The organism is Mesorhizobium sp. Root552 (genome assembly GCF_001427285.1).
Lineage (GTDB): Bacteria > Pseudomonadota > Alphaproteobacteria > Rhizobiales > Rhizobiaceae > Mesorhizobium.
Genome location: NZ_LMFV01000023.1, coordinates 163,190 through 186,851, shown reverse-complemented (window position 1 = coordinate 186,851; position 23,662 = coordinate 163,190). Strand labels below are relative to the sequence as shown.

Annotated in this window: 25 protein-coding genes; 10 read left to right on the top strand and 15 right to left on the bottom strand. The window is 56.7% G+C overall.

Features of this window, described 5'->3' with window-relative positions:
• Positions 1 to 3: 3 nt before the first annotated feature.
• Positions 4 to 1,197 carry an aspartate aminotransferase family protein gene (locus tag ASD50_RS11670; protein WP_056240931.1) on the bottom strand — a complete coding sequence of 398 codons (1,194 nt, stop codon included), beginning with the start codon at positions 1,195 to 1,197 and terminating at the stop codon, positions 4 to 6.
• A gap of 353 nt (positions 1,198 to 1,550) precedes the next feature.
• Here ASD50_RS11670 and ASD50_RS11665 point away from each other — a divergent pair, with 353 nt between their 5' ends.
• The 4 genes from ASD50_RS11665 (at position 1,551) to ASD50_RS11650 (ending at position 5,095) form a co-directional block, all read left to right on the top strand.
• Positions 1,551 to 2,069, top strand: coding sequence for a GcrA family cell cycle regulator (locus ASD50_RS11665; protein WP_056240927.1), 519 nt, complete (start codon positions 1,551 to 1,553; stop codon positions 2,067 to 2,069).
• Between the two features lie 599 nt (positions 2,070 to 2,668).
• Positions 2,669 to 4,279: a glycosyltransferase gene (locus tag ASD50_RS11660; RefSeq protein ID WP_056240923.1), complete on the top strand. Its 1,611-nt coding sequence runs from the start codon at positions 2,669 to 2,671 to the stop codon at positions 4,277 to 4,279.
• Positions 4,280 to 4,292: 13 nt separating this feature from the next.
• Positions 4,293 to 4,778: a terminase small subunit gene (locus tag ASD50_RS11655; protein WP_156465047.1), complete on the top strand. Its 486-nt coding sequence runs from the start codon at positions 4,293 to 4,295 to the stop codon at positions 4,776 to 4,778.
• The gene (locus ASD50_RS11650; RefSeq protein ID WP_056240914.1) at positions 4,775 to 5,095 is read left to right on the top strand and encodes a hypothetical protein; all 321 of its coding nucleotides are present in this window, start codon (positions 4,775 to 4,777) and stop codon (positions 5,093 to 5,095) included. The genes ASD50_RS11655 and ASD50_RS11650 overlap by 4 nt, the downstream gene beginning before the upstream one ends.
• Here the strand turns inward: ASD50_RS11650 and ASD50_RS11645 are convergent.
• The 5 genes from ASD50_RS11645 to ASD50_RS24270 form a co-directional block, all read right to left on the bottom strand.
• Positions 5,092 to 5,754: a hypothetical protein gene (locus tag ASD50_RS11645; protein WP_156465046.1), complete on the bottom strand. Its 663-nt coding sequence runs from the start codon at positions 5,752 to 5,754 to the stop codon at positions 5,092 to 5,094. The two genes, ASD50_RS11650 and ASD50_RS11645, sit on opposite strands and share 4 nt — an antisense overlap.
• A gap of 1,086 nt (positions 5,755 to 6,840) precedes the next feature.
• The gene (locus tag ASD50_RS11640) at positions 6,841 to 8,181 is read right to left on the bottom strand and encodes a hypothetical protein (RefSeq protein WP_056240909.1); all 1,341 of its coding nucleotides are present in this window, start codon (positions 8,179 to 8,181) and stop codon (positions 6,841 to 6,843) included.
• Entirely contained in the window at positions 8,171 to 8,863 is a 693-nt protein-coding gene (locus ASD50_RS11635; protein WP_056240906.1) for a class I SAM-dependent methyltransferase, read from the bottom strand. Before ASD50_RS11635 ends, ASD50_RS11640 begins: the two co-directional genes overlap by 11 nt.
• 4 nt (positions 8,864 to 8,867) lie before the next feature.
• Positions 8,868 to 9,992 carry a glycosyltransferase family 2 protein gene (locus ASD50_RS11630; RefSeq protein WP_413813890.1) on the bottom strand — a complete coding sequence of 375 codons (1,125 nt, stop codon included), beginning with the start codon at positions 9,990 to 9,992 and terminating at the stop codon, positions 8,868 to 8,870.
• A gap of 50 nt (positions 9,993 to 10,042) precedes the next feature.
• Positions 10,043 to 10,429 (bottom strand): GtrA family protein, encoded by a 387-nt coding sequence (locus ASD50_RS24270; protein WP_082549604.1) that lies wholly within the window; start codon positions 10,427 to 10,429, stop codon positions 10,043 to 10,045.
• A gap of 121 nt (positions 10,430 to 10,550) precedes the next feature.
• On the opposite strand from ASD50_RS24270, the gene ASD50_RS11625 reads away from it, so the two are divergent.
• From ASD50_RS11625 to ASD50_RS11605, 5 genes are all read left to right on the top strand, one after another.
• Complete coding sequence (locus ASD50_RS11625) at positions 10,551 to 11,006, top strand: hypothetical protein (protein ID WP_156465044.1); 456 nt, start codon at positions 10,551 to 10,553, stop codon at positions 11,004 to 11,006.
• Entirely contained in the window at positions 10,969 to 11,352 is a 384-nt protein-coding gene (locus ASD50_RS23100; RefSeq protein WP_156465043.1) for a hypothetical protein, read from the top strand. Before ASD50_RS11625 ends, ASD50_RS23100 begins: the two co-directional genes overlap by 38 nt.
• Positions 11,353 to 11,560: 208 nt before the next feature.
• A complete protein-coding gene (locus ASD50_RS11615) occupies positions 11,561 to 11,755 on the top strand; it encodes a DUF1059 domain-containing protein (RefSeq protein WP_056241493.1) in 195 nt (64 codons plus the stop codon).
• Positions 11,756 to 12,168: 413 nt separating this feature from the next.
• Positions 12,169 to 13,143 (top strand): GAF domain-containing protein, encoded by a 975-nt coding sequence (locus ASD50_RS11610; protein ID WP_156465042.1) that lies wholly within the window; start codon positions 12,169 to 12,171, stop codon positions 13,141 to 13,143.
• Complete coding sequence (locus ASD50_RS11605) at positions 13,140 to 13,340, top strand: hypothetical protein (RefSeq protein ID WP_056240892.1); 201 nt, start codon at positions 13,140 to 13,142, stop codon at positions 13,338 to 13,340. Before ASD50_RS11610 ends, ASD50_RS11605 begins: the two co-directional genes overlap by 4 nt.
• Before the next feature lie 66 nt (positions 13,341 to 13,406).
• Here ASD50_RS11605 and ASD50_RS11600 read toward each other — a convergent pair whose 3' ends face one another.
• The 4 genes from ASD50_RS11600 to ASD50_RS23855 all read right to left on the bottom strand — a co-directional run bounded on the left by ASD50_RS11600 (position 13,407) and on the right by ASD50_RS23855 (position 14,811).
• Positions 13,407 to 13,592 carry a hypothetical protein gene (locus ASD50_RS11600; protein WP_200952398.1) on the bottom strand — a complete coding sequence of 62 codons (186 nt, stop codon included), beginning with the start codon at positions 13,590 to 13,592 and terminating at the stop codon, positions 13,407 to 13,409.
• Between the two features lie 162 nt (positions 13,593 to 13,754).
• A complete protein-coding gene (locus ASD50_RS11595) occupies positions 13,755 to 13,967 on the bottom strand; it encodes a hypothetical protein (protein WP_056240887.1) in 213 nt (70 codons plus the stop codon).
• Between the two features lie 11 nt (positions 13,968 to 13,978).
• Entirely contained in the window at positions 13,979 to 14,275 is a 297-nt protein-coding gene (locus tag ASD50_RS22475; protein ID WP_244484507.1) for an SOS response-associated peptidase family protein, read from the bottom strand.
• Entirely contained in the window at positions 14,161 to 14,811 is a 651-nt protein-coding gene (locus tag ASD50_RS23855; RefSeq protein ID WP_244484508.1) for a DNA polymerase thumb domain-containing protein, read from the bottom strand. Before ASD50_RS23855 ends, ASD50_RS22475 begins: the two co-directional genes overlap by 115 nt.
• Positions 14,812 to 14,976: 165 nt before the next feature.
• Here ASD50_RS23855 and ASD50_RS11585 point away from each other — a divergent pair, with 165 nt between their 5' ends.
• Positions 14,977 to 15,381 carry a hypothetical protein gene (locus tag ASD50_RS11585; RefSeq protein ID WP_056241490.1) on the top strand — a complete coding sequence of 135 codons (405 nt, stop codon included), beginning with the start codon at positions 14,977 to 14,979 and terminating at the stop codon, positions 15,379 to 15,381.
• A 48-nt stretch (positions 15,382 to 15,429) separates the two neighbouring features.
• Here the strand turns inward: ASD50_RS11585 and ASD50_RS11580 are convergent, their stop codons facing one another.
• The 5 genes from ASD50_RS11580 to ASD50_RS11560 form a co-directional block, all read right to left on the bottom strand.
• Positions 15,430 to 18,579 carry a hypothetical protein gene (locus tag ASD50_RS11580; protein WP_156465041.1) on the bottom strand — a complete coding sequence of 1,050 codons (3,150 nt, stop codon included), beginning with the start codon at positions 18,577 to 18,579 and terminating at the stop codon, positions 15,430 to 15,432.
• 726 nt (positions 18,580 to 19,305) lie between these two features.
• Complete coding sequence (locus ASD50_RS11570) at positions 19,306 to 21,375, bottom strand: helicase RepA family protein (RefSeq protein ID WP_056240874.1); 2,070 nt, start codon at positions 21,373 to 21,375, stop codon at positions 19,306 to 19,308.
• Positions 21,376 to 21,384: 9 nt separating this feature from the next.
• Complete coding sequence (locus ASD50_RS11565; protein WP_056240873.1) at positions 21,385 to 21,909, bottom strand: hypothetical protein; 525 nt, start codon at positions 21,907 to 21,909, stop codon at positions 21,385 to 21,387.
• 89 nt (positions 21,910 to 21,998) lie between these two features.
• Positions 21,999 to 22,202: a helix-turn-helix domain-containing protein gene (locus tag ASD50_RS24265; RefSeq protein ID WP_082549602.1), complete on the bottom strand. Its 204-nt coding sequence runs from the start codon at positions 22,200 to 22,202 to the stop codon at positions 21,999 to 22,001.
• A 168-nt stretch (positions 22,203 to 22,370) separates the two neighbouring features.
• Positions 22,371 to 23,597 (bottom strand): integrase family protein, encoded by a 1,227-nt coding sequence (locus tag ASD50_RS11560; protein ID WP_244484498.1) that lies wholly within the window; start codon positions 23,595 to 23,597, stop codon positions 22,371 to 22,373.
• Positions 23,598 to 23,662 lie beyond the last annotated feature (65 nt).

The following is a 23,662-nucleotide window of genomic DNA, read 5'->3' as shown; positions in this document are numbered from 1 at the left end:
CGGCTATTTCGCGGCCGCGAGGGCTTCGGACATGGTCTGTGCAGCCGCGCGGATGCGGCCAAGGCCGTCCTGGATTTCCGCATCCGTCACGGTAAGCGGCGGCAAAAGGCGGATGACGTTGTCGCCGGCTGGCACGGCAAGAAGCTTCTGGTCACGCAAGGCCATGTTTACCTTGCTGTTCGGCGCAGCGCATTTGAGGCCGAGCATCAGGCCGGTTCCGCGTATGCCTTCGATGATTTCGGGAAACTCGTCGGCAACGGCGGCGAGACCCTGCTTCATCAAGAGAGCCTTGCGCTGTACGTCCTCAAGGAAGCCGTCGGCCAGAACCACGTCCAGCACCGCATTGCCGACCGCCATGGCGAGCGGATTGCCACCGAAGGTCGTGCCGTGGACGCCGGGGGTCATGCCCTTGGCAGCCTCGTCGGTGGCGAGACACGCGCCCATCGGGAAGCCGCCGCCGATGCCCTTGGCGATCGCCATCAGGTCGGGGGTGATGCCGGCCCATTCATGCGCGAACAGCTTGCCGGTGCGGCCGATGCCGCACTGCACTTCGTCGAAAATCAAAAGCAGGCCGTGCTTGTCGCAAAGCTGCCTGAGGCGCTTGAGCGACTGCACCGGCAAGGAGCGAATGCCGCCCTCGCCTTGCACCGGCTCAACAAGAATGGCTGCCGTTTCGGCAGTGATCAGCTTTTCGGCGGCGTCGATGTCGTCGAACGGCACCTGATCGAAGCCATCGACCTTGGGGCCGTAGCCTTCAAGGTACTTCTGCTGGCCGCCGGCAGCGATCGTCGCCAGCGTGCGGCCATGGAAAGCGCCCTCGAAGGTGATGGTGCGATAGCGCTCGGGATGACCGTTCACATAATGATAGCGGCGCGCCGTCTTGATGGCGCATTCGAGAGCCTCGGCGCCCGAATTGGTGAAGAACACCTTGTCGGCGAAACTTGCATCGGCCAACCGCTCGGCCAGCCGATGCTGGTCCGGGATTTCGTACAGGTTGGAGACGTGCCACAACTTGGCGGCCTGGCCGGTGAGAGCTTCCACCAGATGCGGGTGGCCATGGCCGAGCGAATTGACGGCGATGCCAGCGGCGAAATCGAGGTATCGCTCGCCCTTGTCGGTGATCAGCCAGGCGCCCTCGCCCCGGTCGAAGGTCAAGGGAACACGAGCAAAGGTCTCGTAAAGCGCCGAACCGCTCATTATATGCGTCTCCGGAACCGGAAAATCAAAAAGCCGCCCACGCGGCGGCTTTCGCGGCTTATCATGTTTTTCAGCCACAGTGTCAACGGAAACGTGGCCAGGCGCATGATTGGCCTTCCCCTACGTAAGCTGTTTTGCATCAGCGAGCGGGCAAGTTGGGGAAAACCGAAAAAACAGATTCGTGTTGCCTTTGGGACTCTTGTCACCGAGTCAGCGCGTAAGGTAATTGTGGGCAGGAAATAACTAGATTTCGTGCGGCGGATCTAATCACCCCAGTATATGTGGTGCCCAGCTGGCTTTTGCCGGATCGGGAAGGGAGTCCAGAGTCGCACGGTTCAAAGGAGCGCAGTCTCATGAACTGGACTGACGAGCGAGTCGAACTCTTGCGGAAACTGTGGTCGGAGGGCTTGAGCGCCAGCCAGATCGCAGCACAGCTCGGCGGCGTCAGCCGCAATGCCGTCATCGGCAAGGTGCACCGGTTGAAACTGTCGGGGCGCGGCCGTACAAGTGCAGCGCCTGCGCGCCAGAAAAAGACTTCGCAAGGCGCAAGCGTCAGCAAGTCTGTCTCGCGGGCGGCCAGCACCACGCGCCATGTGACGACATCCATCGGGGCGACCGCGCTGCAGGTTCAGTTCGACGCCGAACCAGTCGCACGCACCTACCTGCGCCCTGTGGAAAACGTGGTGGTCCCAATCTCGCGCCACCTGACGCTGGTGGAACTGACCGAGCGCACCTGCAAGTGGCCGAACGGCGATCCCCTGTCGGAAGATTTCCATTTCTGCGGCAATGATGCCGCCGAGACCGGCCCCTACTGCACCTATCATTCGCGCATTGCATTCCAGCCAGCTTCGGAGCGGCGGCGGGTTCGCTAAGACGCCAAGCGCGCCTTTGCAGCGCAAGGGCCATCCTGCTCCTTGACCATGCACGGCATGGCCCGCAATCGGGACGCGCGGCGCACGTTTTGCTATGCAGCCTGATATGCCTGCAATCTTTGCGGGCGCATGATTCAACCTGAAGCTGATGGCGCGATCTAGATCGCACAACTACGATCTGTATCGTGAATTGGAATAGGCTTGTCGAGGCGATGAGGCAGCCATTTTGTGCGCCCGTCCTGTCTGAAGTGCTGCAAGGAAGCGACGCCAGCCCGCAACTGACGTCGACATCGCGTGGTCGTAGCCCGACCTTCGCCCGAACAAGCGGCGTCGTTGGCAACAGCACACTGACCACTTCCACCATCGGAATAAATTCGAGGCGGCCCGGCGGACTACCTTTCCGCGCCCGGTACGCAAGACCGTTGGCAGATTTCAACCCGTGCGGGAACCATAGGAGGTCGCTGACATCCGGCTAGCAGCTCGCGTTGCGGCCAAGGCCAACATGGCGTGGATTGGTCGCATCACGAGGAATATTTCAAACGTGCATTCCGCAATTGAACGGGGGCCGTTCAACAGCGGCAGGGGCTTGGGGGAATTGAATGCAGTCGTCCGTTGCGGGCGGCGGGAGGGATGCGCAACGTGGAGGGCACGTTGCGCGCGACGAAGGTGCGGCAACAGCGGGAAGCGCTCCCGCATCTGCCTCGCCTCAAATTGCCTATCCCGAAGTCGATGAATGGCACCCGGTTCTCAAGAGGCTTTCCATAGATCGGGAGGTCGCGATTGAAATAGCGGCTCTTGCCCGTAAATCAGGCGAAGACTTCGTTTCCCGCCTCCTTGCGTCGGGTGTCGCTAGCCGTATCGACTTGACCGGAGCCATCGCCGCAGATCTCGGTTTGAAGGCCTGCCACAACATCGACCCGAAGAGGCTGATCGCCAGCGACGACCAACTTGTCATGGTGTTGCGGGGCGGCGGCGACAACCTTCCCGTAAAGCTGCTCGAAAAGGATGGCTCCGTTTCCTTTCTCATCCCCTCCAGACGCATCCGGCTGGATTGGATGCGCGCCTATGTCCGGTCCCATCCTGATCTTACCCAGCATCTCAGAGTTGCCGACATCGACGATCTCCAGGCGGCGGTAACGGAGCGGGTCCGCCCGTTTCTGGCCCGGATCGCGGTTAACGGCCTTTCCGAGCGCTTTCCCGAGATGTCGGCTCGCGTCGTCGCCAATGGCTGGCAAGGTGCCGTTCTGGGAATTTTCATGACCATGCTGCCAGTCGGTCTTGCCTTGGCGCCTGGCCTCACGCTCGGGCTGTTGCACGGTCTGGCCACATTTTTCTTTTTCGCCTGCGTAGCGCTGAGGTTCGCCGCGGTAGCGTCGGTGACAACGGGCAAGCGCCTGCAACGTATCGAGACGCCGCCGGCAAACGCGCCTGTCTATTCGGTGCTGGTTGCTCTCTACAAGGAAGCTGACATCGTGCCGGACCTGCTTACGGCGCTGGACTGGATTGTCTGGCCTCGCGACAGGCTGGAAATCAAGCTGGTCTGCGAGTCAGACGACGCCGAAACGCTGGCAGCCATCGAGATGCGCCCGCTTCCTTCCCACATCAAAGTCGTCCGGGTGCCGCCGACGGGACCGCGGACCAAGCCGAAGGCCCTGGCCTACGCCTTGCCGATGACGAGAGGCGAGTTCGTCGCGCTCTATGATGCGGAGGATTGGCCCGATCCGATGCAACTTGCCGAGGCGTGGACAAGATTTCGTGAAAGCGGGCCGGAACTGGCGGTTCTGCAGGCCCCGCTCGAAATATCGAATCCAAGCGAAAGCCTTATCGCCCGCATGTTCGCCTTCGAATACAGCGCCTTGTTTCACGGGCTTTTGCCGTGGTTGTCGCGCCATAGGCTGATGCTGCCGCTGGGCGGGACCTCCAACCATTTCCGCCGCGCGGCGCTTGAGGCAGTCGGAGGTTGGGACCCGTTCAACGTCACCGAGGATGCCGACCTCGGCACGCGTCTTGCCCGCTTCGGATATCAAGCCGCAACCATTTCCGCGCCGACCTATGAGCAGGCTCCGATCAAGCTTTCGGTCTGGCTGCCGCAACGCACGCGCTGGTTCAAGGGTTGGGCGCGCACTTTTCAAGAAAACATTATATCGTTGTTTTTGCTACGTTATCATACGCATGTGAACTCGACATGCCAGCATATAGCAACTCTATAGCAACATTCGAGCTTTGAGCGTTGCCAAAATAGGGATTTTTTCCTATATTCTAGAAGCACCAACCGCAAATGTGAGAATAGCAATGTCGGCGCCCGGAACTGAACTACAAATTCGATTCGCAATCGCATTCGCGCGAAATGGGGGCAACTCCACCGCCGCTGCACTCGAAGCTGGATATTCGCCTAAGTCTGCCGAGGATTTAGGCAGGCGTGCTCTTGAGTCTCCAATAGTCAATGAAATGATTTTGGTCGAGCTTACGCGGCAGCGCGCTAGAGCCGGCGTCATAGGCCTCAATGCGCTCGTGCAAGTGGCGACAAATGACAAGGCGCCGGCGCCTGCAAAGGTCGCAGCGGGCCGCGCGCTACTTGAATTTGCGGGTGTGGCGGGCTCCGCTGTGGACGACGAACGTTGGCGAGGAAACGGAAAGCCCGCGCCAGACTATAAGGCTATTCTTGATTCGTTTGCCGCTGCGGGCGTTGCGGCGAGTACCGTTCAGTGAAGCGCCCCAGGGCATCTCATAGAGATGAGCCCACCGCGCCCGCCGATATTGCCGAGGCGATAGAACGCATTTGCGGCGTGCCATGCCCGGCACCGGATGCGCCCAACCAGGCGGAGCTTTGGGCAGAGTACGAAGTGGTTGGTAATTTTTGCCTGTCGGCTCGCTTTTTGCCGCCGGGAGAGGCCCAGCGCAACGCTGCGGAATTCACGCTGCAGAATCCAGTCTATCCATTGGATATGACAAGGCCGCACATAGAGCGCGGCCTCGGTAGGAAATTGACGGACGATGAAATCGCTTTAAAGGCGATTCTTGACTAGTGCAACGGGACTATCGGTGCGGGAAAATCCTCCAAGGGCGACAAAAATTCACTTTCATCATACTCGTCAGCCAATCCAATGTGGAACGTGGCTATCGCATACGCTTCCGCCGCGCTAGCTGGTGCGAAGCCACGCCGCTCAGCTTCGAAAATCATTCTCTCGTCCGAAGCCTTCCCGTTTATCACAAACCTCTTTCGTATGTCCGGCGTACGAACGCCACAGCAAGCGATCCCCCGCGATCGGGCCCAAGCCACGATTGCTTTGTGCATCTCTTTTGCCGAACGCCGGCCTTCGGGGGTAGTTTGCCGCTTTGGCATTGCGATTAGCAATTTGCTGGCATGGATTGCCTTTGCGAGATCGTCCAGGCACCGAAACAACATATCCTCGACACCTTCGCTGTGGTGAGGTTCAATCGTAGCTGACATCATTGCGCCCCAACCACCGGCGGCGATGCCGAAAGACTTGCCGGGCGATACGGTAAGCAGTCTGGTTTGTGTAGACATATTGATTTTTCCTTGGTTTGAATCGCTCTCTAAGTGGAGCACAGTAAAAGTTGCGCGGAAACCACGCCGAGTCAACTGTAAAATTTTGTAACTGTCTGTTTTTAAAGTATTTTGTCTTCTTATAGGACCGGAACGCGGTGCAACAATACGCGACAATGGCAACACATTTTAGAAATCACCCCCTGGGGGGAGGGCGAAATCTTATTTGGTGAAGCCCATAAGCTGACTCTACTAATTTTGCAGGCTCTAGGAATCGGTTTGCAAGAGAACTATATGCTGCGGCAACCACGCACGGCACCGCATCGGTAACCACTGTCGGATAACAACACCGTGCAGCATTGAGTGTCAGCATCTCAGGCGTCCATGCCTTGGCGCGATGCTCTAGGGGTGTTGCCTAGGCCGAAATCGATAATGTGCAGAACGGGCGGCGCCCGATCCTCTTAGTCGATGATTTCTTGACCGAACACCCTGGAATGGAGTGACCGGGCTAACCCTCCAACCCCCATCAGGGACACACGTACGCAAGTAGAAACGCGAACAGAGTGATTGCTATCGCCGAAAATATGAAGATGACAAAAAAATCCAACCGAGATATCCATGACGGTCCTGGTACCATGAGGAAAAGGGCCGGCGAAGCCATGTGCAATAGCCTAGGGAATCCCAACCGCCGGCCCTCTGCGCGAGGCGCGATACGCGGGCTTCAACGAGCAGCGGAATATCTGGTTCCAGTGAATTCGACCGAACTTGGCACGAAAATGGTCAAACGGGCAGCCGACGCACTAGCGTTTGGGGGGGGCAATAGCGCGCCGGCCTTTGCAGCCTCCTTGGATGACCGCTGGCAAACCCTATCCCTCCCGACCTTCCCTGACAATCAGGCGGAACAAACGGTGTTGAAGGCTCATGCCATGATGGCCCAAAGGATGCCGACAATCGCGATGATCGCGACCACCACATAGAACCATTCCTGCATGGTGAAGTGCGTTAGCGGCCCCATGCTTCTGCCCTCCAAAGGGCAAGAGTAGCAAACCCGTAAATCCTGACAACTTGAAAGGACTAGACTATGCTCGTCCGTAACTGGCGGGCCGTGCTGCGCTATGCGTGGACGGTGCGCTTGGCGATTGTCATCGCTCTGGTTCCGTGAGTCAGTGCAGCCGACACTGTTTCCGTGAGGTTCCAAAACCTGAGTACGACTTCATCGATCAACCTCACCAGCGGAACGCTACGGACGCGCGTCCGCAAGGCTTAACTGATCCGTTTGCTGGAGGGGGCGATAATCAAGATAGAAGTTCCAATCCAGCAAGTAATATCAAGCCAGAGGGAATATCGAAAATCTGGCGTTACCGCCGCGCCGATTACCCCAATCTCATAAAGAATCCCGCTCGCAAGTAGGCCTGCGGCGACCATGAAACGAGAAGTTGAGTAACATATGTATGAAACGAACGCGACAATAAACGACCCAATGGCTACCAGTAAAAAAATTGCCTGGCTGTAAAGTGGTGTCGGCAGAAAGATCGACAAAAATCCGCGATATGCCCGGCGAAGCGAATTATCAGAGAATTCAAAACCCAAGTTGTTCTTGTGCATTATCAGGGCGGGGCCAGGATACCAAAGCGGACCGCCATCCAATCCGAGAACGTATTTCGCCATTCGCATCCTGTGGTCCAGATAGCTTGAAGTGCTGCTTGTGATCGCGCGGAGCCAATCCGCACGGAGTTCAGCAATATCGTTTTCGCTGTCTGATCGTGTCGCGAACGGCTCCGTCTTCTTGCATACCCTGAAAATGCAGACGTAGTTTTTGCCGCTCCCGAAGTTTTCGCGTACTTTATCAAGCGACGGTACGTCGGGAACTATCGAGGGATAGCGGTCGGAAAAAAGAATCTCTCCCTTTTCGATCGAGGTGCCAGCGAGGTCGTACGCAAACAGTATCTGCGTTAGGTCCACGTGACGGGTGGCAAGGGTCGAGTTCAAATAGCTGCTCGCCGTCAACGAACCTACCGTCGCCACCACAATCACCATTGGAACCCATCGATACCTGATACCCGCCAGTAAGGCGATAACGGCGAATAGCGGGGGAGTTGCTGCTACTGCATTGTGGCGGAGTCCAACGGCGGCGACAAAGAGGATAGACGCCACAACGAGCAGCAAATAACCCTTTACGCGGTCGGGGTGGGATCCGCCCATGATACCTACAGCGAATGCAAGCATCAAAGTTGCGTGCATCCAGTTATCCGCCCAGATAACACCTATAAGCCCCCAAACAGGAGGTAAAATGAGTACGGCGTATATTGCGGCTCGACCCAAAGCCCTCTGCGGATAAATACTCGTTGCAAGCAAGTAGAGCGCAACGGCCAAGGTTGAGGTTTGAAAAACAAGCGGAAGAATCGGCCCTGCAATGATCCTGTCAAGATAGCCGACGGAAGTGATCAAAAAAGGAGATTGCCAATCATTAATTTGGCCAGATCGTGCCTGCTTGAAAAATGACACGCTGTCCGGGCTGAGCATGCCGGGGTAGAAAAAGTAGACCGTAGCCAGAACGTAAAACAGCAGAAACGCTATGTCATACCGAAAAATTCTATCCGGCATGTCGATGTCCAATTAACACTAGGTTGCTTGTGACACCCGCAAGACGAACCTTTTGGACTCGCCAATCCCAATCTGAAATTTCATTTGCAAGCGAAAGCAATCCTCTCTCCGTCAGTAAATTGAGGTTTTCTTCGTGCGAGAAAAAGTCCAACTTTGAATTTCTTAGAAGTCTGCGGAATACCGGCTTAGGAAGCCAATGCAAAAATGGGATTGAAGTATGAACCTCAATCGGAAACCACCTATTGGGAGTGGTGAGGCATACGGATTTTCGAGCGACGCGCGTGCATTCCAAGATCAGCCTTGCTTGGCTTTCCTTTGAACCTACGTGCTCCAGGACGGCGGACGAGTGCGCAACATCGAAGCTTTTGTCTTCGAAGGGTAAGTCTGTACCGTCCCCTTTGACAAACTTGATTCCAGGGAATTGAGCTTCCAAGTGGGAAGCGTCATCAAGGCCAACGGCGGTGATATTGGATTTGTGGGGGTACCAAAGCTCGATATAATTCGATGCGGAATATGTTTGGTCGGAGGTTGCCCCCACATCCAGTATCGTATCCCGCTCCGAGGCCACAGAGTTTTCGACAAAAAGCCTGTACATAGCCAGGCGCTGTCGGTGCGCCACTTTCATGGATAGACTATCGGCTCTGGCAATATTGTACTGACTGTTTGGCTTGTCTCCGCTCACAGGTTCAGGTTCCGATTTCGATGACCGATTGAAGGAAAGCGGTAAAAGCGAGTTGGAGCCCCAGTGCGATCAGTGTGCAGGATATGGTCAGAGTTCGCACCATTGATCCGTATTCTAGTGGGCCGAATGAGACGTTGGCCCAAAGCCAGATGGAATGAAACAGCCCGGCGATCCCAACAGCGGTCAATAAGGCACCAACGATTAGTAGGCGTTCCAAGGTTGCGGCCGACCTCAATCTTTCGCCCGTCACGCTTGCGGGGAGAAACCCCCTGAGAGCGGCATACGAGCGAGCCAAAATACCGAATGAAAAGCATTGCATGCCCACGATCATCGCCATGCACCCGACAATTAGGCTGTGTGTGTCCAACACAACGCTGGGGGATATCTGCACCGGCCCGGCAGCGAGCAAGATGGTGAGGATAGCACCCAGGCCAAAGACAACGGCGCCGGGGAACATAAACAACCAACGTGGGCTGTGTAGTAACAGGTATCTCAGGTGTCGCCATCCGTCATGCCAAGTGCGCAGATGAGGAGGGCGTGTTCTGCCATCGGGCGAGAGAGTGGTGGGAACCTCGGATATCCTAAGTCCCATAAGAGAGGACCGCACGACCATCTCACTTGCGAATTCCATGCCTGGCGCGGTCAACTGGAGGTCAAGCACTTTGTCTCGGTTGAAGCCGCGCAGTCCGCAATGGAAATCCCCGACATTAAGTCGAAAAAACAATCGCCCCAAGAATGACAGGACGGGGTTGCCCAGATAGCGGTGCAGCAACGGCATTGCTCCCGCAGAAATACCTCCCTGGAACCTGTTGCCCATTACGAGATCGGACCCCGAACGTAGCTCCGCGACAAATGGATCCAAAGCAGTAAAATCGTAACTGTCGTCGGAATCGCCCATTATTACGTATTGTCCGCGTGCGTTCTCGATGCCGTGTCTAAGAGCGGCCCCGTAGCCACGGATGGGTACGTTAACAACGCGAGCGCCGTGCGTGGCCGCAATATCAAGGGAGCCGTCTGTGCTTCCGTTGTCAGCGACAAGAACTTCGCCATGAATTTTCGATCTTGCGAGAAAGTTCTTTGCTTTGTCGATGCAGGTGGCCAACGTCTCCGCCTCATTCAGACACGGCATGAGAATCGTAAGCTCGATGTCGGTATTTACAGAGTTTCTAATATCCAAGTTCATGCTGTTTTGCTTTTGAATACCCATAGTGAGGAGACGAAATAACTTGCTATGCCGCACGAGGCGGTTGAAATAACTGAAAGGTATATGCTGCTTTGGATATAGAAATGGGAAAAATACGAAATTGATGATGAAATAAGTGCGGCCAATAACACCCATGCAGCATATTTAGGCAGCGTCTTCCGAAATCCCTGCTTAGATTTGAAGACAAAATTGTTCTGCAAGAAATACGAAATGACGAAGCATATTCCGTACGATAACAGCCCTGAATAGAAGCTCCCGAAGCGGGCATATTCCAGAAATAAAAGAAACAAGGCAAAATACAGGCCAGCGAGTGCGCTGCCAACGGCAACAAATCGTATAAATTGGGAATCCAATTTGTGCATATTCACCGTATCTGAATACGCACCCCATACCCGTTCCCGCGCGCACTTCGCCAATCGAAAGAATTGCGCCTAGCTAGCAATTTTCTTGCTGGAAACTCTCGACAACCTGAAAGGCCCACCCATGCGGCTCGTTTCCAATTTGAAGCGGGTGCTTTGCCATGCGTACAGCATTCGTTTCCTGCCGCTTGCCGGCATCCTGTCCGGGCTTGAAGTGGCGCTGCCTCTGCTCGATGGCATCCTGCCCATATCGCCCACGACATTCCCCGTTTTCTCCGCTCTTACCGCGCTGAAGGAAACCGATGAGACGTTCATGATTACCTCCGCACTCCTGTGCCTCTGTCTCTGCGCCGACTATACGCTGACCGCTAAGTCTCAGGTGGTGGTCCAGACACAGTTCATCCGCGAGAAGATCCCTGCGGCCTTGATCGCTCCGACATGCGCGAAAGCCTGGAGCAAGAAGGACGGCCCCGAAATCACCGACGACTTTGTTGCGCGTGGCGACGTGAACGAAGGCGGGCTGACTTACCGCGAGGCAAAGCTTGAAGGAATACGGCAATGGAACGCAGGCCAGGAATAGCAACCTTCATCCTCATAGCGGCGTTTCTGATCTGCGCCGCAGTCAGGACCTATCTTTCATTCTAGCAGTGCAGGGGCCAGGGAAATTGGACAAGGCAAATGCGATGGACGAGAGCGCCATACCCGTCAACAGAATGGTGGAGTTGCCCGAGGAAACGAGGCAATTCCTCGCTGGCCTCAGTCGTGACGATGTCGCGACGTTGAGAACCGGCTTGCCGATCATCAGGGCCATTATCGGCTTTGCAACGGTCACCAAGTGGCTCGCCATCGCCAGCTTTGGCATTCTCGGCGGCGTGGTCATGTTTGGCGAGAGCGTAATGAAGATTGTCAGTTGGTTCCGGCAGTGACCATATTCCCGACGCCGGGGAAATGACCGCCCGTCCTGCAAATCCGCAGGGTGGGTTTTTGTGCTGCCAGGGGGAAGATCACGGGTTGGTTCGCGCGCTGATCAGGGGCGTCATCGCGTTTCTGATTATGAACGCAGATTGTTTGCACCTGTGTGTAGGCGTATGCTGCTCACCGCCGAACAACGGCAAGATTTTCCAGGAGGAAACGATGGCACGCAAGTTCATAGACTGCCGAGAATTCCCCAGTGAAATGAAGTGCACCGTTGCAATCTCTGCGGATCGCGAGGACGAGCTAATTGACGCTGCAGTGCAACACGCGGTGTCTGTTCATGGAGAACACGATACACCTCAATTCCGCTCCGAGATCAGGAAGGCTATCCACGAAGGCGCACCAGCTGCTTGAAATTTTTCATGCGCTTGGCCCGCTCAGCTTCGGCTGGGCGGGCTTTTGCGTTGGGCCGGAACAAACCCGCCGAAATCAGCGTTAAGCGGCCTGAGGATCATCTAGCTTCCCTTCCTGACCCTCTGCCTAGGCCCGCCATCCTTGCGTCCCGTCTGGTGGCGGGCCTATTTCATGCCGTCAGGCATCATCAGCAACAACATTGGCTTCTCTACGAGTGTGTCCGCGAGATCCCCAATGGTCTGAAGTCACGGTGACGACTTGGCCCGCTCCAGCCTGCTGACTCCGTGAATCAGCCCAAATCTAGAGAAGGCTTCGGTGTGAGTGAATAGATGAATGGGTTAAGGAAGGTATAGACTTGAACTGACCACAGTACCACAATACGGAAGTGCCGAGATTCGGAGGGGAGTGGGCGCGTGACCTCTACTTTGGCGGAGCGAGCGAGCGAAATCAGTACTCTGATTTCTCGCCGTCTGCGCAACCATAGTGTGGGAAGTCGTGTAGCCAAAGCTGTGTTTTTCGGGCTTTTTGCGTTCGTGGCCGGGGCCTCGCAATTCTTGGAATTCTGGCCAAACAAGCCCAGTGGATGGCAAATTTCGGGCATTGTGGCATCGGCGCTGGTATTTGTCGGGGCACTTTACGCGGCCATTGCAGACGAAAATGCGCCGCAAGAACTCGAAACATCGCGTCGCGCAATCGAAACTGCCACCGAAGCCGAATATCAGGCGAGAGAAGCACTCGCTGAAATCGAAACGTTTCAGGCGGAGGCCCGCCGGGCCGTCAACCTTTACCTGTCAGTCTACGCAATGAGGGGTGCCTTGGAGCGCTTCCCGAGCTGGAAAGAGAAAAGTGACGCTGCCGTTGCAAAGGCTTTGGTGGAAGCTGCTGGCGAGTTCATGCACATCGCAGCTGGCTTCGAAATTTGGCACCGTTGGACATTTGGCATCTACCGTGCGCGCCTCAAAGGTGACAGGACAGGAAAGCGAGAGCTGATATGCGTAGCAAAACGTAGAGCTATCGAGTGTGATATTTCCCAAGCTCGGATCTGGGACGAAGGTACTGGAATCCTAGGAGTGGCGTTTACCAACCGCCAAGAGGTAATCATTGGAGACACCAGTGACACTTCTGTCAGAGCAGTGTTCGCTATGGGATCGCAAGCAAAACCCGAAGATGGGGAGCGCTATAAATCGTTCGCGGCGGTACCTATCCTAGTGGGCAGCGACGATACGCCGTGGGGTGTCGTCATTGCAACCAACGATCAGGATGGGCATTTTGTACCTAATGGAAGGACGGGTGTACAGAATGCGGAGATTGTTCGGGCTTTCGCGGGTATGGTCGCGCTAGGTGTAGGAATGTGCCAACTGTCGAACAACGAGGAGACGAGCCTATGAACGCTACTGAAGTCGTACGTCACTCGTCCGCGGAGGCCGAGATTGATCGCAAGGCAGAGCAACTCCTAGCCCGCATTTTGAGCGGCTCGGCTACGGATCATGAACAAGCCCAATACCGCGAATTGTCGGCAGAGCGTTCCCGTCGCATGATGCGCATAGGGCCGACGAAGGAATTCAAGGTCAGGATGCGAAAGTAGCTTTAGCACCACCGTGAGTTGAGAGGGGCCGGCAAGAGCGATCCCCGGCGACGGCCTAGACATCACTCAGAAGCGCGGCCAGGTCCATGCCACCTCGTCGGTATAGACGCTGTTCACCCGGTTGCCGGTCTTGCGGTTCAGGACGTTGAAACGGATATTCTCGGCTTCTGTGACGACGCCGACGATCTTGACGCCACAACTCACCGAACCAACTCGCAGGAAGCCTTTCCAGGTGGCACGCGGCGCAACCATGCTAATCTCCATCACCGAAGCGATTCGAACGGATGGGGTGAGGAATCGTTCCGGTCTATGTGATCAGCCAGCCGAATGCAGCCCACAGACCGAAAGCGACGATTGCGGCGATGATCAGTTTGCCGGCCGGGCCAATCTGCGGTTCGTGCGGGCGCTCTGGCGTCATGGCGCTTCGTGCTGATTTACGACCGTTTCCAGGTGCGCCACCACCTCTTTCAGGATGGCGCAAGATTCGTTGTTGATGGCGAAGGTGTACGACCCTTCTTTCGTATCGATCGTCAGCGAGGCAACCGGGGGTGTTTCATCAGGGAATACGCCTGTGCTGAAACCCACCGGTATCAGGGGCTTGATGCGCTTTCCGTCACGCTCTGCCATCGTCCTGTCCTTTATGAAGGGTTGAGAGGTCCAATCATTCCGGCATGGTCGGCACCGCCTCTTGTGACATTCACCTCGCGGCCTACGCGATAGAATTGCAGGTCGCCGTCTATATCTTGTTTCAACAGCGACTTCGCGTCCGAAACCCCCGTGGCGGGATCGAGCCAGGCATCATGGGCGGCAGGGTCAAGTATTATTGGTTGACGAGTGTGCAACTTCGCCATCGGTTCCTGCGCGGCAGCCGTGAGGATCGTGCAACTGGTGAGGTCGAGGCCGGGATTGTAGGCCCATAGACCGGCGAAGCTGATAGGCACCCCCCCAATGACCGGCTTTCGGGCGGCAACACGCGGCCGTGCCCGAACATCCCGCGTTCTGCCTCGGGCGCCTGAATGTCGTAGCCGTGAAGCGCATACCAAAGCCGCTCGCCGGTGACGTTACGCCATATCCTGCGCATGTGCTTCGGTTCGGTGTTGTAGAGCTGTTCTACGGTCTGGATACTGGCGCGCAACAACCGCCGCTCCATGCCGCTACCTATTCCCGGAATATCGTCCAGGTTGAGCTTGAATAGAGGTGCGGGAAGGTCTTCCGGCTGCCAGATCATCAAGCCGTTGCCGTAGCGCTCACCAGCCTTCTTGCCGACCTTGCAAGCGATCTTCGCAAGCTGCGGGTTGGCGGCGATGCCAACCGACGAAGTGATGAACTGGCCGACATTGTGGGCCAGTGTGCCCTTCAGCTGCGCGACAAGCGTTTCGGGATAGTGTCGGCCAGCTTCGTCCAATCTGCAGGTCAGTTCATCGATCGACTTCACGGTGTCGATTGGAATTACCGCGTGGGTAGATTGCACTCCGGCTCCCTTCAAATCCATATCGTAACCACAGACCGCCTTATGCGACGGGCCAATGTTCGCCGGATGGATTTCCCTTCCCTCCGATCTGGCCCAACTAGATCGCATTGCCTCAACTCTGAAATGAGCATCTATTGGGCAGGGGCAATTTGGGGGAATGTAAAAATGAAATACTCGACCGGAGCGGCGTTTGGCGCCGCGCTGATGGTGGCTAGTTGTGCAACTGCGCCCGACAAGATACAGGCCAGCTACGTCTCGCCAATACTTTATCAAAATCTCAGCTGCGAACAGTTGGCCGTGGAGGCCGCAACCGTCTCTAGCCGTGCCGCCCAAGCGGCCGGTGTTCAAAACAAGAAGGCGGGCCAGGACGCTGCACTCGTTGCTGTCGGAATGATTGTCTTCTGGCCTGCTCTCTTTTTGGCTAGTGGAGATGGGGCAGCGGCTGCCGACGTTGCGCGGCTCAAGGGCGAGATGCAGGCTATCGAGGACGCCTCAAATCGAAAAGGATGTGGGATCGTGTTCGCCAAGGAGCCGCCGAAATCGAGCCTGAAAAAGCAGAACTATCCGTAGGTTCAGACGGCGGCGGGCCACGCCGCCCTCCTAAGCATCCCTTCATATCTAGTCGTGCGCCCCTTGGTCTTCAGGCGAAACGCTCTCCCGAGCGCCAGTTGCCGCTGCCAACAGCTTGTTCAGCTTGGCGTTCCAAAGCGGCGTGTCCACCTTCACGTTGCGGCCAAGCAAGTGTCCTGCCAGTTCAGGATCGAAATGCATACGCAGAATGATGTCCTTTACAGCCTCCTCCTGGTTCGGCAGCGTCGACATGAATATGCGAACTGTACGAAGAATGCCGCCACCCTTCAGCACACCGTAACGCGCCTTCAGACCACCTTCCAGCAAGGCCCACGCCTGCTCCGTCTTCCGGCGCTCATAGAGCGAACCCGCACTTCCCGGCTGGGAAAGTTCCTTCTGCGGCTTCAGAAGCCGGTGAGCCTGGCGCAGCGTATTCATTTCTTCGGGTGAGAAGACCGACGCTAGGGTATTTTCGTGCTCGTTAAACAGATTCTCCAGCTTGTCGAAACTGACCGGGCGGGCCGCATCGACAGTCTTCTGCACGGCAGGCGTGCTGACCCGCTGCATCATATAATCGACGACAGATGCTTTCAGCCCGTCTTTGGCCCGGCTGTTGCTGCCAATCTCGCGAAGTACACCCTTCATCGAGTTTTCGGGATCACCAGACCTGAAGATTGAGGAAACCGCATTTACCGGATCCTTGCCCAGCACCAACCCAAGCGCACCGCGATTTTTGGTAACGTCGTCCAGTTTCATTTCCGCCGAGCGCACATCGCGCGCGAGTTGGCCGAGGCGCAGGGCGCCGTCGTCGGTGCGTCGCAGCAAGTCGTCCACTTCAGCACCGAAACCTGGCGCGACATCGAGACTATTGCCCCATTGGCTGCGCCAGCGCCGCAAGGCGTCGGGCCGGAGATGGCCGGATGTTGCGTCAATCACGCCACTCTCGGCCAAGTCCGCTACGAGGTAGCGTCTAACTTCCGCTGCCGCTGCTGCTTGATCGGGCATCGAAGTCATGATCCGCCGCAGAGCGTCAACTTTCTCTGGTTGGCCAGCCCGGAGGAAACGGCCCGCTGTGGTCGACGGTGGGGATTGCGTCCGCGCGGCTCGATCGGCGTTCACGTCCCTGCGAAAGCGTGTCGCCTCATCACCGGGGCCGACGTTCCAGATAGGTGCGAATTCATCATTGTAGACGCGTTGCGCTTCCGCCGCTCGCTGACCTGCCGGCGAAGCCTCGCGGGCGAGTGTGTCCGTTTCGCGGTTTAGCGCTCGCTGGAGGGCCTGGATGTTGTCAGCAAGAGCGAAATCACCTGACGCCCTTGCTTTTGCCAGCCCGGCGGACAATTCCGGCCGAAGTGCGTTCAGTTCACCGAATGTTATAGTTCCGTTTCCCCCGGCATCCGGCGCCAGTGCAGCAATACGATCGAGCGTACGTGTGGGCAGCACGCTGCCGGGATCATTGAGCCGCCCAAGTCCGTCACGGATGGCCTGCGCGGACTGTACCAGCGGCCGGGCGTCCCGCACGACGCTCCTGTTGGGGTCAACGGCGGCAAAAGCTTCGTTCTTTCGAGCCTGCATCGGAACCAGGGATTCGCCGACCACTAAGGCATCGAGATTTTGGCTAGCCGGCACCTTTTGACCGACGGCGGCGGCTACGGGGGCGCCCAGGTTGCGAAGTTGTTCAGCGTGACCCTGCTCTGCCTGTCTTGCAGTTTCGAGATTGCCGCGCGCAGCCTGCTCACGGGAATGTTGTAGCTGATTTGCACTTTCGGTGAAGTCACGTGAAACCGCCTCCGCTGGTGATGTGCTTGTCACCAGATCGGCAGCACGAGAATTGACGGCACGATCGCGTTCGATGAAAGGCCGGGGTTCGCGCGAACGGGCTTCGCGCTCTAGCAACGCCAGGCCCGCATCGCCTGAAAGCGCGCCTGTTGTCGGCAAGGAAGCCTCGCCGCTAACCGACCGCAGACCTTCCGCGCTTTCGCGTATTCGAGCTGCAGCGGCTGTGGGGTTGGACGCCTGAGCCTGAACCGACCGCGCCGCTTCATCCATCTCCGAGCGTGAGTAAGGTCGACCCGTGCTTTCGGACATAGGCGCGGCCGGGTCCGACTTTCCCAGAATAACGTTGCGACCAAGATTGATCGTAGCATCCTTGGCGCCACTCACAATGGCATGGCCGGTTGCCCCACCCATCCCGCCTAACATTGCCGCGGCGGCCGGACCGACAGGGCCGAGCTTTTCCTGAACGTCCTCCGGCACAAAGTCTTCGTAGCCTGTCATAGTGGCGCCCGCACCAGCCCCTGCGGCAGCGTCGCCGATCATGGCTCGGGGTGAGTCCCTATATGGCGCCGTATAGCCGCGTAGAATGTCTGCAACCCGGCCCCTCCCCTGCGTGGCCATCTGCACAGGCCCGCTTGCGAGCAAGCCACCGCCCAACACCGCGCCAGTCCCAAATCTGGTCGCTTCGCCGAGAACGCGGGCGACTCCCGAAACTTCATCGGGCGAAACTGTTTCGCCGCCCAATGCTTCATTCGCTGCGGACGTTCGGTCAGCAATCCAGTCGGACCCCATGAACGGCTTTTCGACGCGATACGGAACGCTGGCGCCGAAGATGCTGGCCAGTTTGTCAGCGCCCAGCGCACCGATGTTCACCCCAGCGGCAGCAAGATCGACAGGGCCACCTAGAAAGTCAGCGATACCTCGATTGCCGCGTTGCAACACGTAGAGGGCATCTTTGTCCTCCACAGCGGGCGAGGCGTTCAAATCCTGTGTGAGGGTAGAAAGCTCGCCTGCGGCATCCGTATATGCCTGAGAGCGGGATTGCGGAATCAGGTCATCAAAAAGGCCCGCGCCTGACGCCTGATTTGTTTCCTGCGGGATGAGGTCGTCGAACAAACCTGGCTTTTTTGGCTGTGGCGCCGGACCGCCGAAGTTTTTGCGCATGACGCCTTTGGTAGTTTCGTCATCGGTCCCGTCGGGGAACTCGACGAGCGAGCCGTCCGGCGCTTGTATCTGGATCGGTTGGGAAGAGCGAGGCGCATGCGTCGTTCCCGACGGAATGAGGTCATCGAATAGCCCCCCTCTGGGCTTAGCCGTCTGCTGCGCCGTCATCTTCTTGAACGCAGCGACGGCAGAGTGTTCGTCAGGGGCTTCGACTTCGTATTTGGCGCCGTCGGGGGCTTCGAGTTCGAACAGAGGCATTCCGGTATCCATCGCAAAGACCAATTGTAGGAATAATATCCTATTTTGTCACCCCGCACCAGTCGGAATGTGGACGTACGGCATGATTGACGAGCCATTTTTATTGGGCGCACGGTACGCCGGCTGCGCTTGGTGGAGCGTGAGTCGTCAGGGTACGAAGACTATGGGGCGCTTTCTCTTGGGGCTGGCAGTCGGTGGCGGATTGGCCTTCTATCTGTCTAGCACAGCGACTGCGGAGTGGTATCTGATGGCGCCCGGAGACACAGAGGAAGTCGCCCACGCAGGGGAGCAGTCTCACCCGGCGTCGTATGAGGACTGCATGGATTTGATATCGCAGGTCAACGCGCGAGTTGAATGTCGGCCAATCCCACAGTGGCGGCACCGGGTAAACAAGGCGCGTTTGTGGGTTTCCAATGCACCCACAAGGTAGCGCCCACAGGCAATTTTGATCGTCCGCCACCCAGCGCTCAACCTATATAGGTGGTTGAGCGCGCAGTGGGCTTGGCCGCCCAATTGCGCGGCAATTGCGCACAATGCGCGCATGTCATTTTTATCCAGTTATATCAATAGGATAAGTGCATTGAGCGACTGCTGCGCAACTTGCGCGCTTAAATTGCCTATTGAGCGTATCAGATGGGCCGCGCAATCGGATTTTGCGCGGCCAATGGCTACTTTTAGCCTATGGAATGTTTGCAAGAGGTATTGGGATTCCGATCAGGTTTCGGATTACGCAAGTGCGAACATGTCATCCGATATCGATTTCGCGTGGCCACATTCGATGACTTCGTTACGCAGCTTCCGAAGATTTGACGGTGAACACCCTCGCGGCAGATCGGAGCCAAGGTGCCATGCGGGATCGGTGGCAGTGCAGTGGGCTTCCATCCAGGCGGCCCACGACACCTCGTTCTCTGCAGAAGTGGAGAGTGCAGCGACTAGAGATTGCCTGAGTTTCTCTGCGGCAGGTGCAAGTGGTATCGGATCGAATTCCGTGCCTGTAAGAAACTGAACAACACAGGATGACACATGCTGACCGGCTCGATTAAGGCCGAGGTCGACCGATTGCAGATCAAATCGAATATCCGCAGGAAGGAGCGGCATATCGCGCTGCTTTGTCGTTCGGAAGTGACGATCAGCAATTTCGATTTCCGTATCCGCTGCACCAAGCAAAGCTGAACTTCCACGCGCGCCTTTGGACGCGTCTTTGCCACTGTGATGAATGACAAGAATTGTAGCTTGGGTCGCCTCACGTATGGCGTCCAAATTGCGAATGCACTTGGTCATGTCCTTGACTGTGTTTTCGTCACCGGCGCCAAAAGAGCGGGCGAGAGTGTCTATAACGACCATGCGCAATGGCGCGGCGTGTTGGGCGGACAATGCATGGGCAGCGGCGATTACCGCCTTTACATCTGCCGCTCCGTCAAACAGGTCAATCGAACATGGCGCCAAAGCGAATGGCGTGTCACATGCGATTTGCCGCTTTTGCACGATGGCGCGAATACGCTGATTTACGCCCCGGCCGCCTTCAGCAGCCACGTAGAGCACTGACCCTTGCGAAACACCGTGCCCAGCCCAAGGAACAGCGCCAGCAATGGCGAAGGCCATATCAAGTGCGACAAACGATTTTCCGCAGTTTGGCTTGCCGTACAACACGGCCAGAGTGCCTTGATCCAGGACGTGTTCGATCAGAGGGACGGTGTCATCGGCTTGCGCTCTTTCGATTACTTCCTGCAAACCTAGCGTGTAAAATCCTCGCCGCTTTTCTGGCCGGATGGGTATCTCTATCTCCACCACGCCAAATTCATCTGCAGCCGACATAATCGATGGGCTTCGAACCCAATCTCGTGCAAGCTCTCTGGCGGACGGGCGTTCTGGTTTCGATGTCGATCGCTGCCAAATGTTCGCGAGACGAGCATAATCTTCCACTTCGAAATCGAGTGCTTTCAATTTGGCGGCCAATTCGAAGCGAAATTCATTCCCAGCGCCCTCGCCGTGCCAAAGTTGATCGAGGCCTGGGTCTTTCGACAATGCGGCCGCGAGACGATCACGCAGGTCAACAGGAAGATCATCGTATTCTGCAAAGCTAGTGTAGTCGCTTGCCAGAATCCTTTTACTCGTTTCCCTCGTTTCGGAACTGCGGTCCTGGCCGATCCGATCACTGGCAATTGGCGGGAACGCCTGTTCAAGAGCGTCGCGTGTCCATCGCCCTCGCTGCGTGCGGAGCACGGTTGCAATCGCCTTTGATCGACCTTTCGCCCGCTTCTTGGCATCTGGCAAGTTGACTGTGTACGGCAACCGCATAAGCCGATCGACGTTCCATGTGTTGTCGCCCCCGAAGTCTTTTCCCAAGCGGCGGCAGCACCCTTCGGCCCATTCAAAATCGGCCGCGGGGATTTTCGAAGCGAGTTGCCAAAAGAGTTGAACGCCTCCCCCGCTATCGATCACGATATCGGCGTCGGAAGCGAATGCTAGCGCTTTAAGTCGCTGGCGCTCTTTGGTGAGGTTTGCGTCGGCGGGGTCGATATCGGTAAACACGGCACGTATGGTGCCAATATCGCCCTTTTCCAGTTTCTTGTGCGGCGCGGTGGCCGACGGCTCGTTAACAGTGAAATATAGGTTCCGCTTGCCGTTGTGCCGTTCTACGAATTTCGAAATTTCATGGAATGCGTTAGGGGGGAAAGTACGGCCGATGGGACCGCCGCCTTCTGGATCGATCGCGACTAGATTGTGCCAGCCGCTCGGATCGAAGGACTGCAGAAACTCGACAGCGTACTCGGTTTCAAATGAAAATTCGGACATCGGCCAACCTCATGATCTTGACCGCAGTCTTTTCGACTGTCCGCGCCGCCGAAATTGGAGCCGCCGAGCGCCGGCGCCGTCCACAACCGTTATCTCGGTGCCCGGTAATGCCTCGTCATGCAAGCGTGCCTCCCAGGGCGCCAACCATTCCCATCGTGTTTTTACAACCGTCACTGCTTTGCGACGCTGCATATGATTCCACACGTCCGCAATGGTGAGTAGAACGTCCTGACGGCTGGCCTGAGTGCCAAACACGCCTCGCACGTCTTCGTGAAAGAGCATGATGATGATTAGATCTGCTGCTCGTATCACTCGACGAAGTGGGATCGTTTCGAATTTATGGGGACCCGGAACATCCGACGGCTGAAGATCCGAAATGTGAATGAACTTTGCCCAATCGGGGGAAACAGTATCGAGCGGGATAGCGGACCGATTGCAGCCATGCTCAACAATTGCAGTTGTAGATTCCACATCGAAAATGGCAGATAAGCTCGGCGCTTGGTTTTCCGCCGAGGACGTGTTATCAATGTTCATATTGATTTTTCCAAATTTGCCCGGCCGAGCTTTTGCTACGCTGGGCTTTTCTTTGCCCCGCAGTCGGCGCAATGCAGTTGTTAACGGGGCTAAGCGGCTTCGTACTTGGGGGAGCGGATTTCAGCTGACGGCAGATTGGACACATACCGTTCGAGATCCGAAACAAGTATGAGAGTCCGCTTTCCACTTTTTCGAGGCGTGAGGCTACCGTCCTGGAAAAGCAGATAAAGCGATGACCGACTTATTCCGATCATTGTTGCAGCTTGGGGGATGCTAACGGCTAATTGCGTCATTAGAGGCCAATCCTTACGTTTAAGGGACGGCCTTCGCCTACGGAATCCGCCCCGGACTCGGGTTGCAGATTGCGCAGCGACTTCAATCAGAGGAATTTACGCTTGCTCGTAAGGGAATATATTCCTCTACAGCGTTTAGGTCAAGTCTGTATCCCAATGAACACTACGTCATCCAATATCTCGCGAAAAATCGGGCCGAAACTGAATGACCGAGTCACCTTTCGCCCGGTTTCGGTTGGAGACAATTTCTGTTAAACGCGTGTCCCAAGCCTTCAGAGCTGCCTCTATTCGGTTATCGAGTTGAGGGCGGCTGTAATGCCGAACCAAAGTGCGCGTGTCCTTGGTCCCGCGCTGATGACCTACGACGGCGGCAATCGTTTCCAAGGAAATCCCCAGCTCATCCATGCCGCTGACAGCGGTCCGTCGCAGATCGTGAGTGGTGAAATGCGCGCAAGGAAGTTTGCGATGCTTGAGGGCATGCCCAAGATCGGTAGCTTTTAGCGCCCTTTCCGACATTGCCGCCCGGAACAGCGCCCCATTCTTATGTCGTGAAAGCGCCTGCTTGGCGATATTTCGCGCGTTGCCGATCAACGGGGTGATGCGTTCCTTCTTGTTCTTGGAGCGCGTAGATGGGAGCACCCACAACAATCGATTTCCATCTTCGACCAACTCGGAGGCCACCATACCACTGACCTCTCCGATCCGGGCACCAGTGCACAACTGAAGCTTAAGCGCCGCAATACAGTCCGCCGGCATGCTGTCTGCACCTGCGTCCAGCCAGTCCCATAGCAGTTTGATTTCTGCTGGCGACAGGACACGGTCGCGAGGCTCTCCGCGGCCGTAAACTTCGGCGCCTGCTGTCGGATCCATCGCCACATACCCCTTGGCCACACCCCAACGATACATGGCGCCAATAACTTGCCGGCGCTTCTCTGCCTCTCGCGGGGTTTTTTCCGCAATCACGTCCAGAAGATCGCTGATATCGCTTCGTCGAAGGCTGTCTGCAGCCCCTGCAAGTTTGGCACCTAATGCCCGCAGCAGACGGCTTTCAATGTCGTCGGCTGTACGCAACGCTCCGCCTTTTCTATGCGGGCTTCGAATACTCTTTACGTATCGTTCGATAAGTTCATGAATGGTCAGCGCGTCGCGCAGGGCATCGCGCTCCCCGCGTTCTTCATCCAGCAAGTCCCGCGATTGTCGCGCTGCTTTGATGATTTCTGCCGCCCGCTCACGAGCTTCAGATAATCCGAGGCCATTTCGACCGTGTGGATCACACTTTCCCAAGGACACACTTTTTGGAGAACCCGTCCCCTTGATCCGGTAGACCAACCCCCATGTCAGAACACCTGTTGGGGCAACACGAACACGCAATCCAGTCTGTTGCTCGTCCGACACATAGTAGGCTGCTCCTCGCGCTCGGAGGGAATCCAAAACTACGGCGGTCAGCCTCTTACGCACAG

Excerpts from the sequence above, each read along its gene's own strand:
- ASD50_RS11670 (WP_056240931.1), bottom strand. The coding sequence starts at position 1,197 with ATGAGCGGTTCGGCGCTTTACGAGACCTTTGCTCGTGTTCCCTTGACC.
- ASD50_RS11665 (WP_056240927.1), top strand. The coding sequence starts at position 1,551 with ATGAACTGGACTGACGAGCGAGTCGAACTCTTGCGGAAACTGTGGTCG.
- ASD50_RS11660 (WP_056240923.1), top strand. The coding sequence starts at position 2,669 with ATGCAGTCGTCCGTTGCGGGCGGCGGGAGGGATGCGCAACGTGGAGGG.
- ASD50_RS11640 (WP_056240909.1), bottom strand. The coding sequence starts at position 8,181 with ATGCCGGATAGAATTTTTCGGTATGACATAGCGTTTCTGCTGTTTTAC.
- ASD50_RS11630 (WP_413813890.1), bottom strand. The coding sequence starts at position 9,992 with ATGCCGTGTCTGAATGAGGCGGAGACGTTGGCCACCTGCATCGACAAA.
- ASD50_RS24270 (WP_082549604.1), bottom strand. The coding sequence starts at position 10,429 with ATGCACAAATTGGATTCCCAATTTATACGATTTGTTGCCGTTGGCAGC.
- ASD50_RS11625 (WP_156465044.1), top strand. The coding sequence starts at position 10,551 with ATGCGGCTCGTTTCCAATTTGAAGCGGGTGCTTTGCCATGCGTACAGC.
- ASD50_RS11615 (WP_056241493.1), top strand. The coding sequence starts at position 11,561 with ATGGCACGCAAGTTCATAGACTGCCGAGAATTCCCCAGTGAAATGAAG.
- ASD50_RS11605 (WP_056240892.1), top strand. The coding sequence starts at position 13,140 with ATGAACGCTACTGAAGTCGTACGTCACTCGTCCGCGGAGGCCGAGATT.
- ASD50_RS11600 (WP_200952398.1), bottom strand. The coding sequence starts at position 13,592 with ATGGTTGCGCCGCGTGCCACCTGGAAAGGCTTCCTGCGAGTTGGTTCG.
- ASD50_RS11595 (WP_056240887.1), bottom strand. The coding sequence starts at position 13,967 with ATGGCAGAGCGTGACGGAAAGCGCATCAAGCCCCTGATACCGGTGGGT.
- ASD50_RS11585 (WP_056241490.1), top strand. The coding sequence starts at position 14,977 with ATGAAATACTCGACCGGAGCGGCGTTTGGCGCCGCGCTGATGGTGGCT.
- ASD50_RS11580 (WP_156465041.1), bottom strand. The coding sequence starts at position 18,579 with ATGCCTCTGTTCGAACTCGAAGCCCCCGACGGCGCCAAATACGAAGTC.
- ASD50_RS11570 (WP_056240874.1), bottom strand. The coding sequence starts at position 21,375 with ATGTCCGAATTTTCATTTGAAACCGAGTACGCTGTCGAGTTTCTGCAG.
- ASD50_RS11565 (WP_056240873.1), bottom strand. The coding sequence starts at position 21,909 with ATGAACATTGATAACACGTCCTCGGCGGAAAACCAAGCGCCGAGCTTA.
- ASD50_RS24265 (WP_082549602.1), bottom strand. The coding sequence starts at position 22,202 with ATGACGCAATTAGCCGTTAGCATCCCCCAAGCTGCAACAATGATCGGA.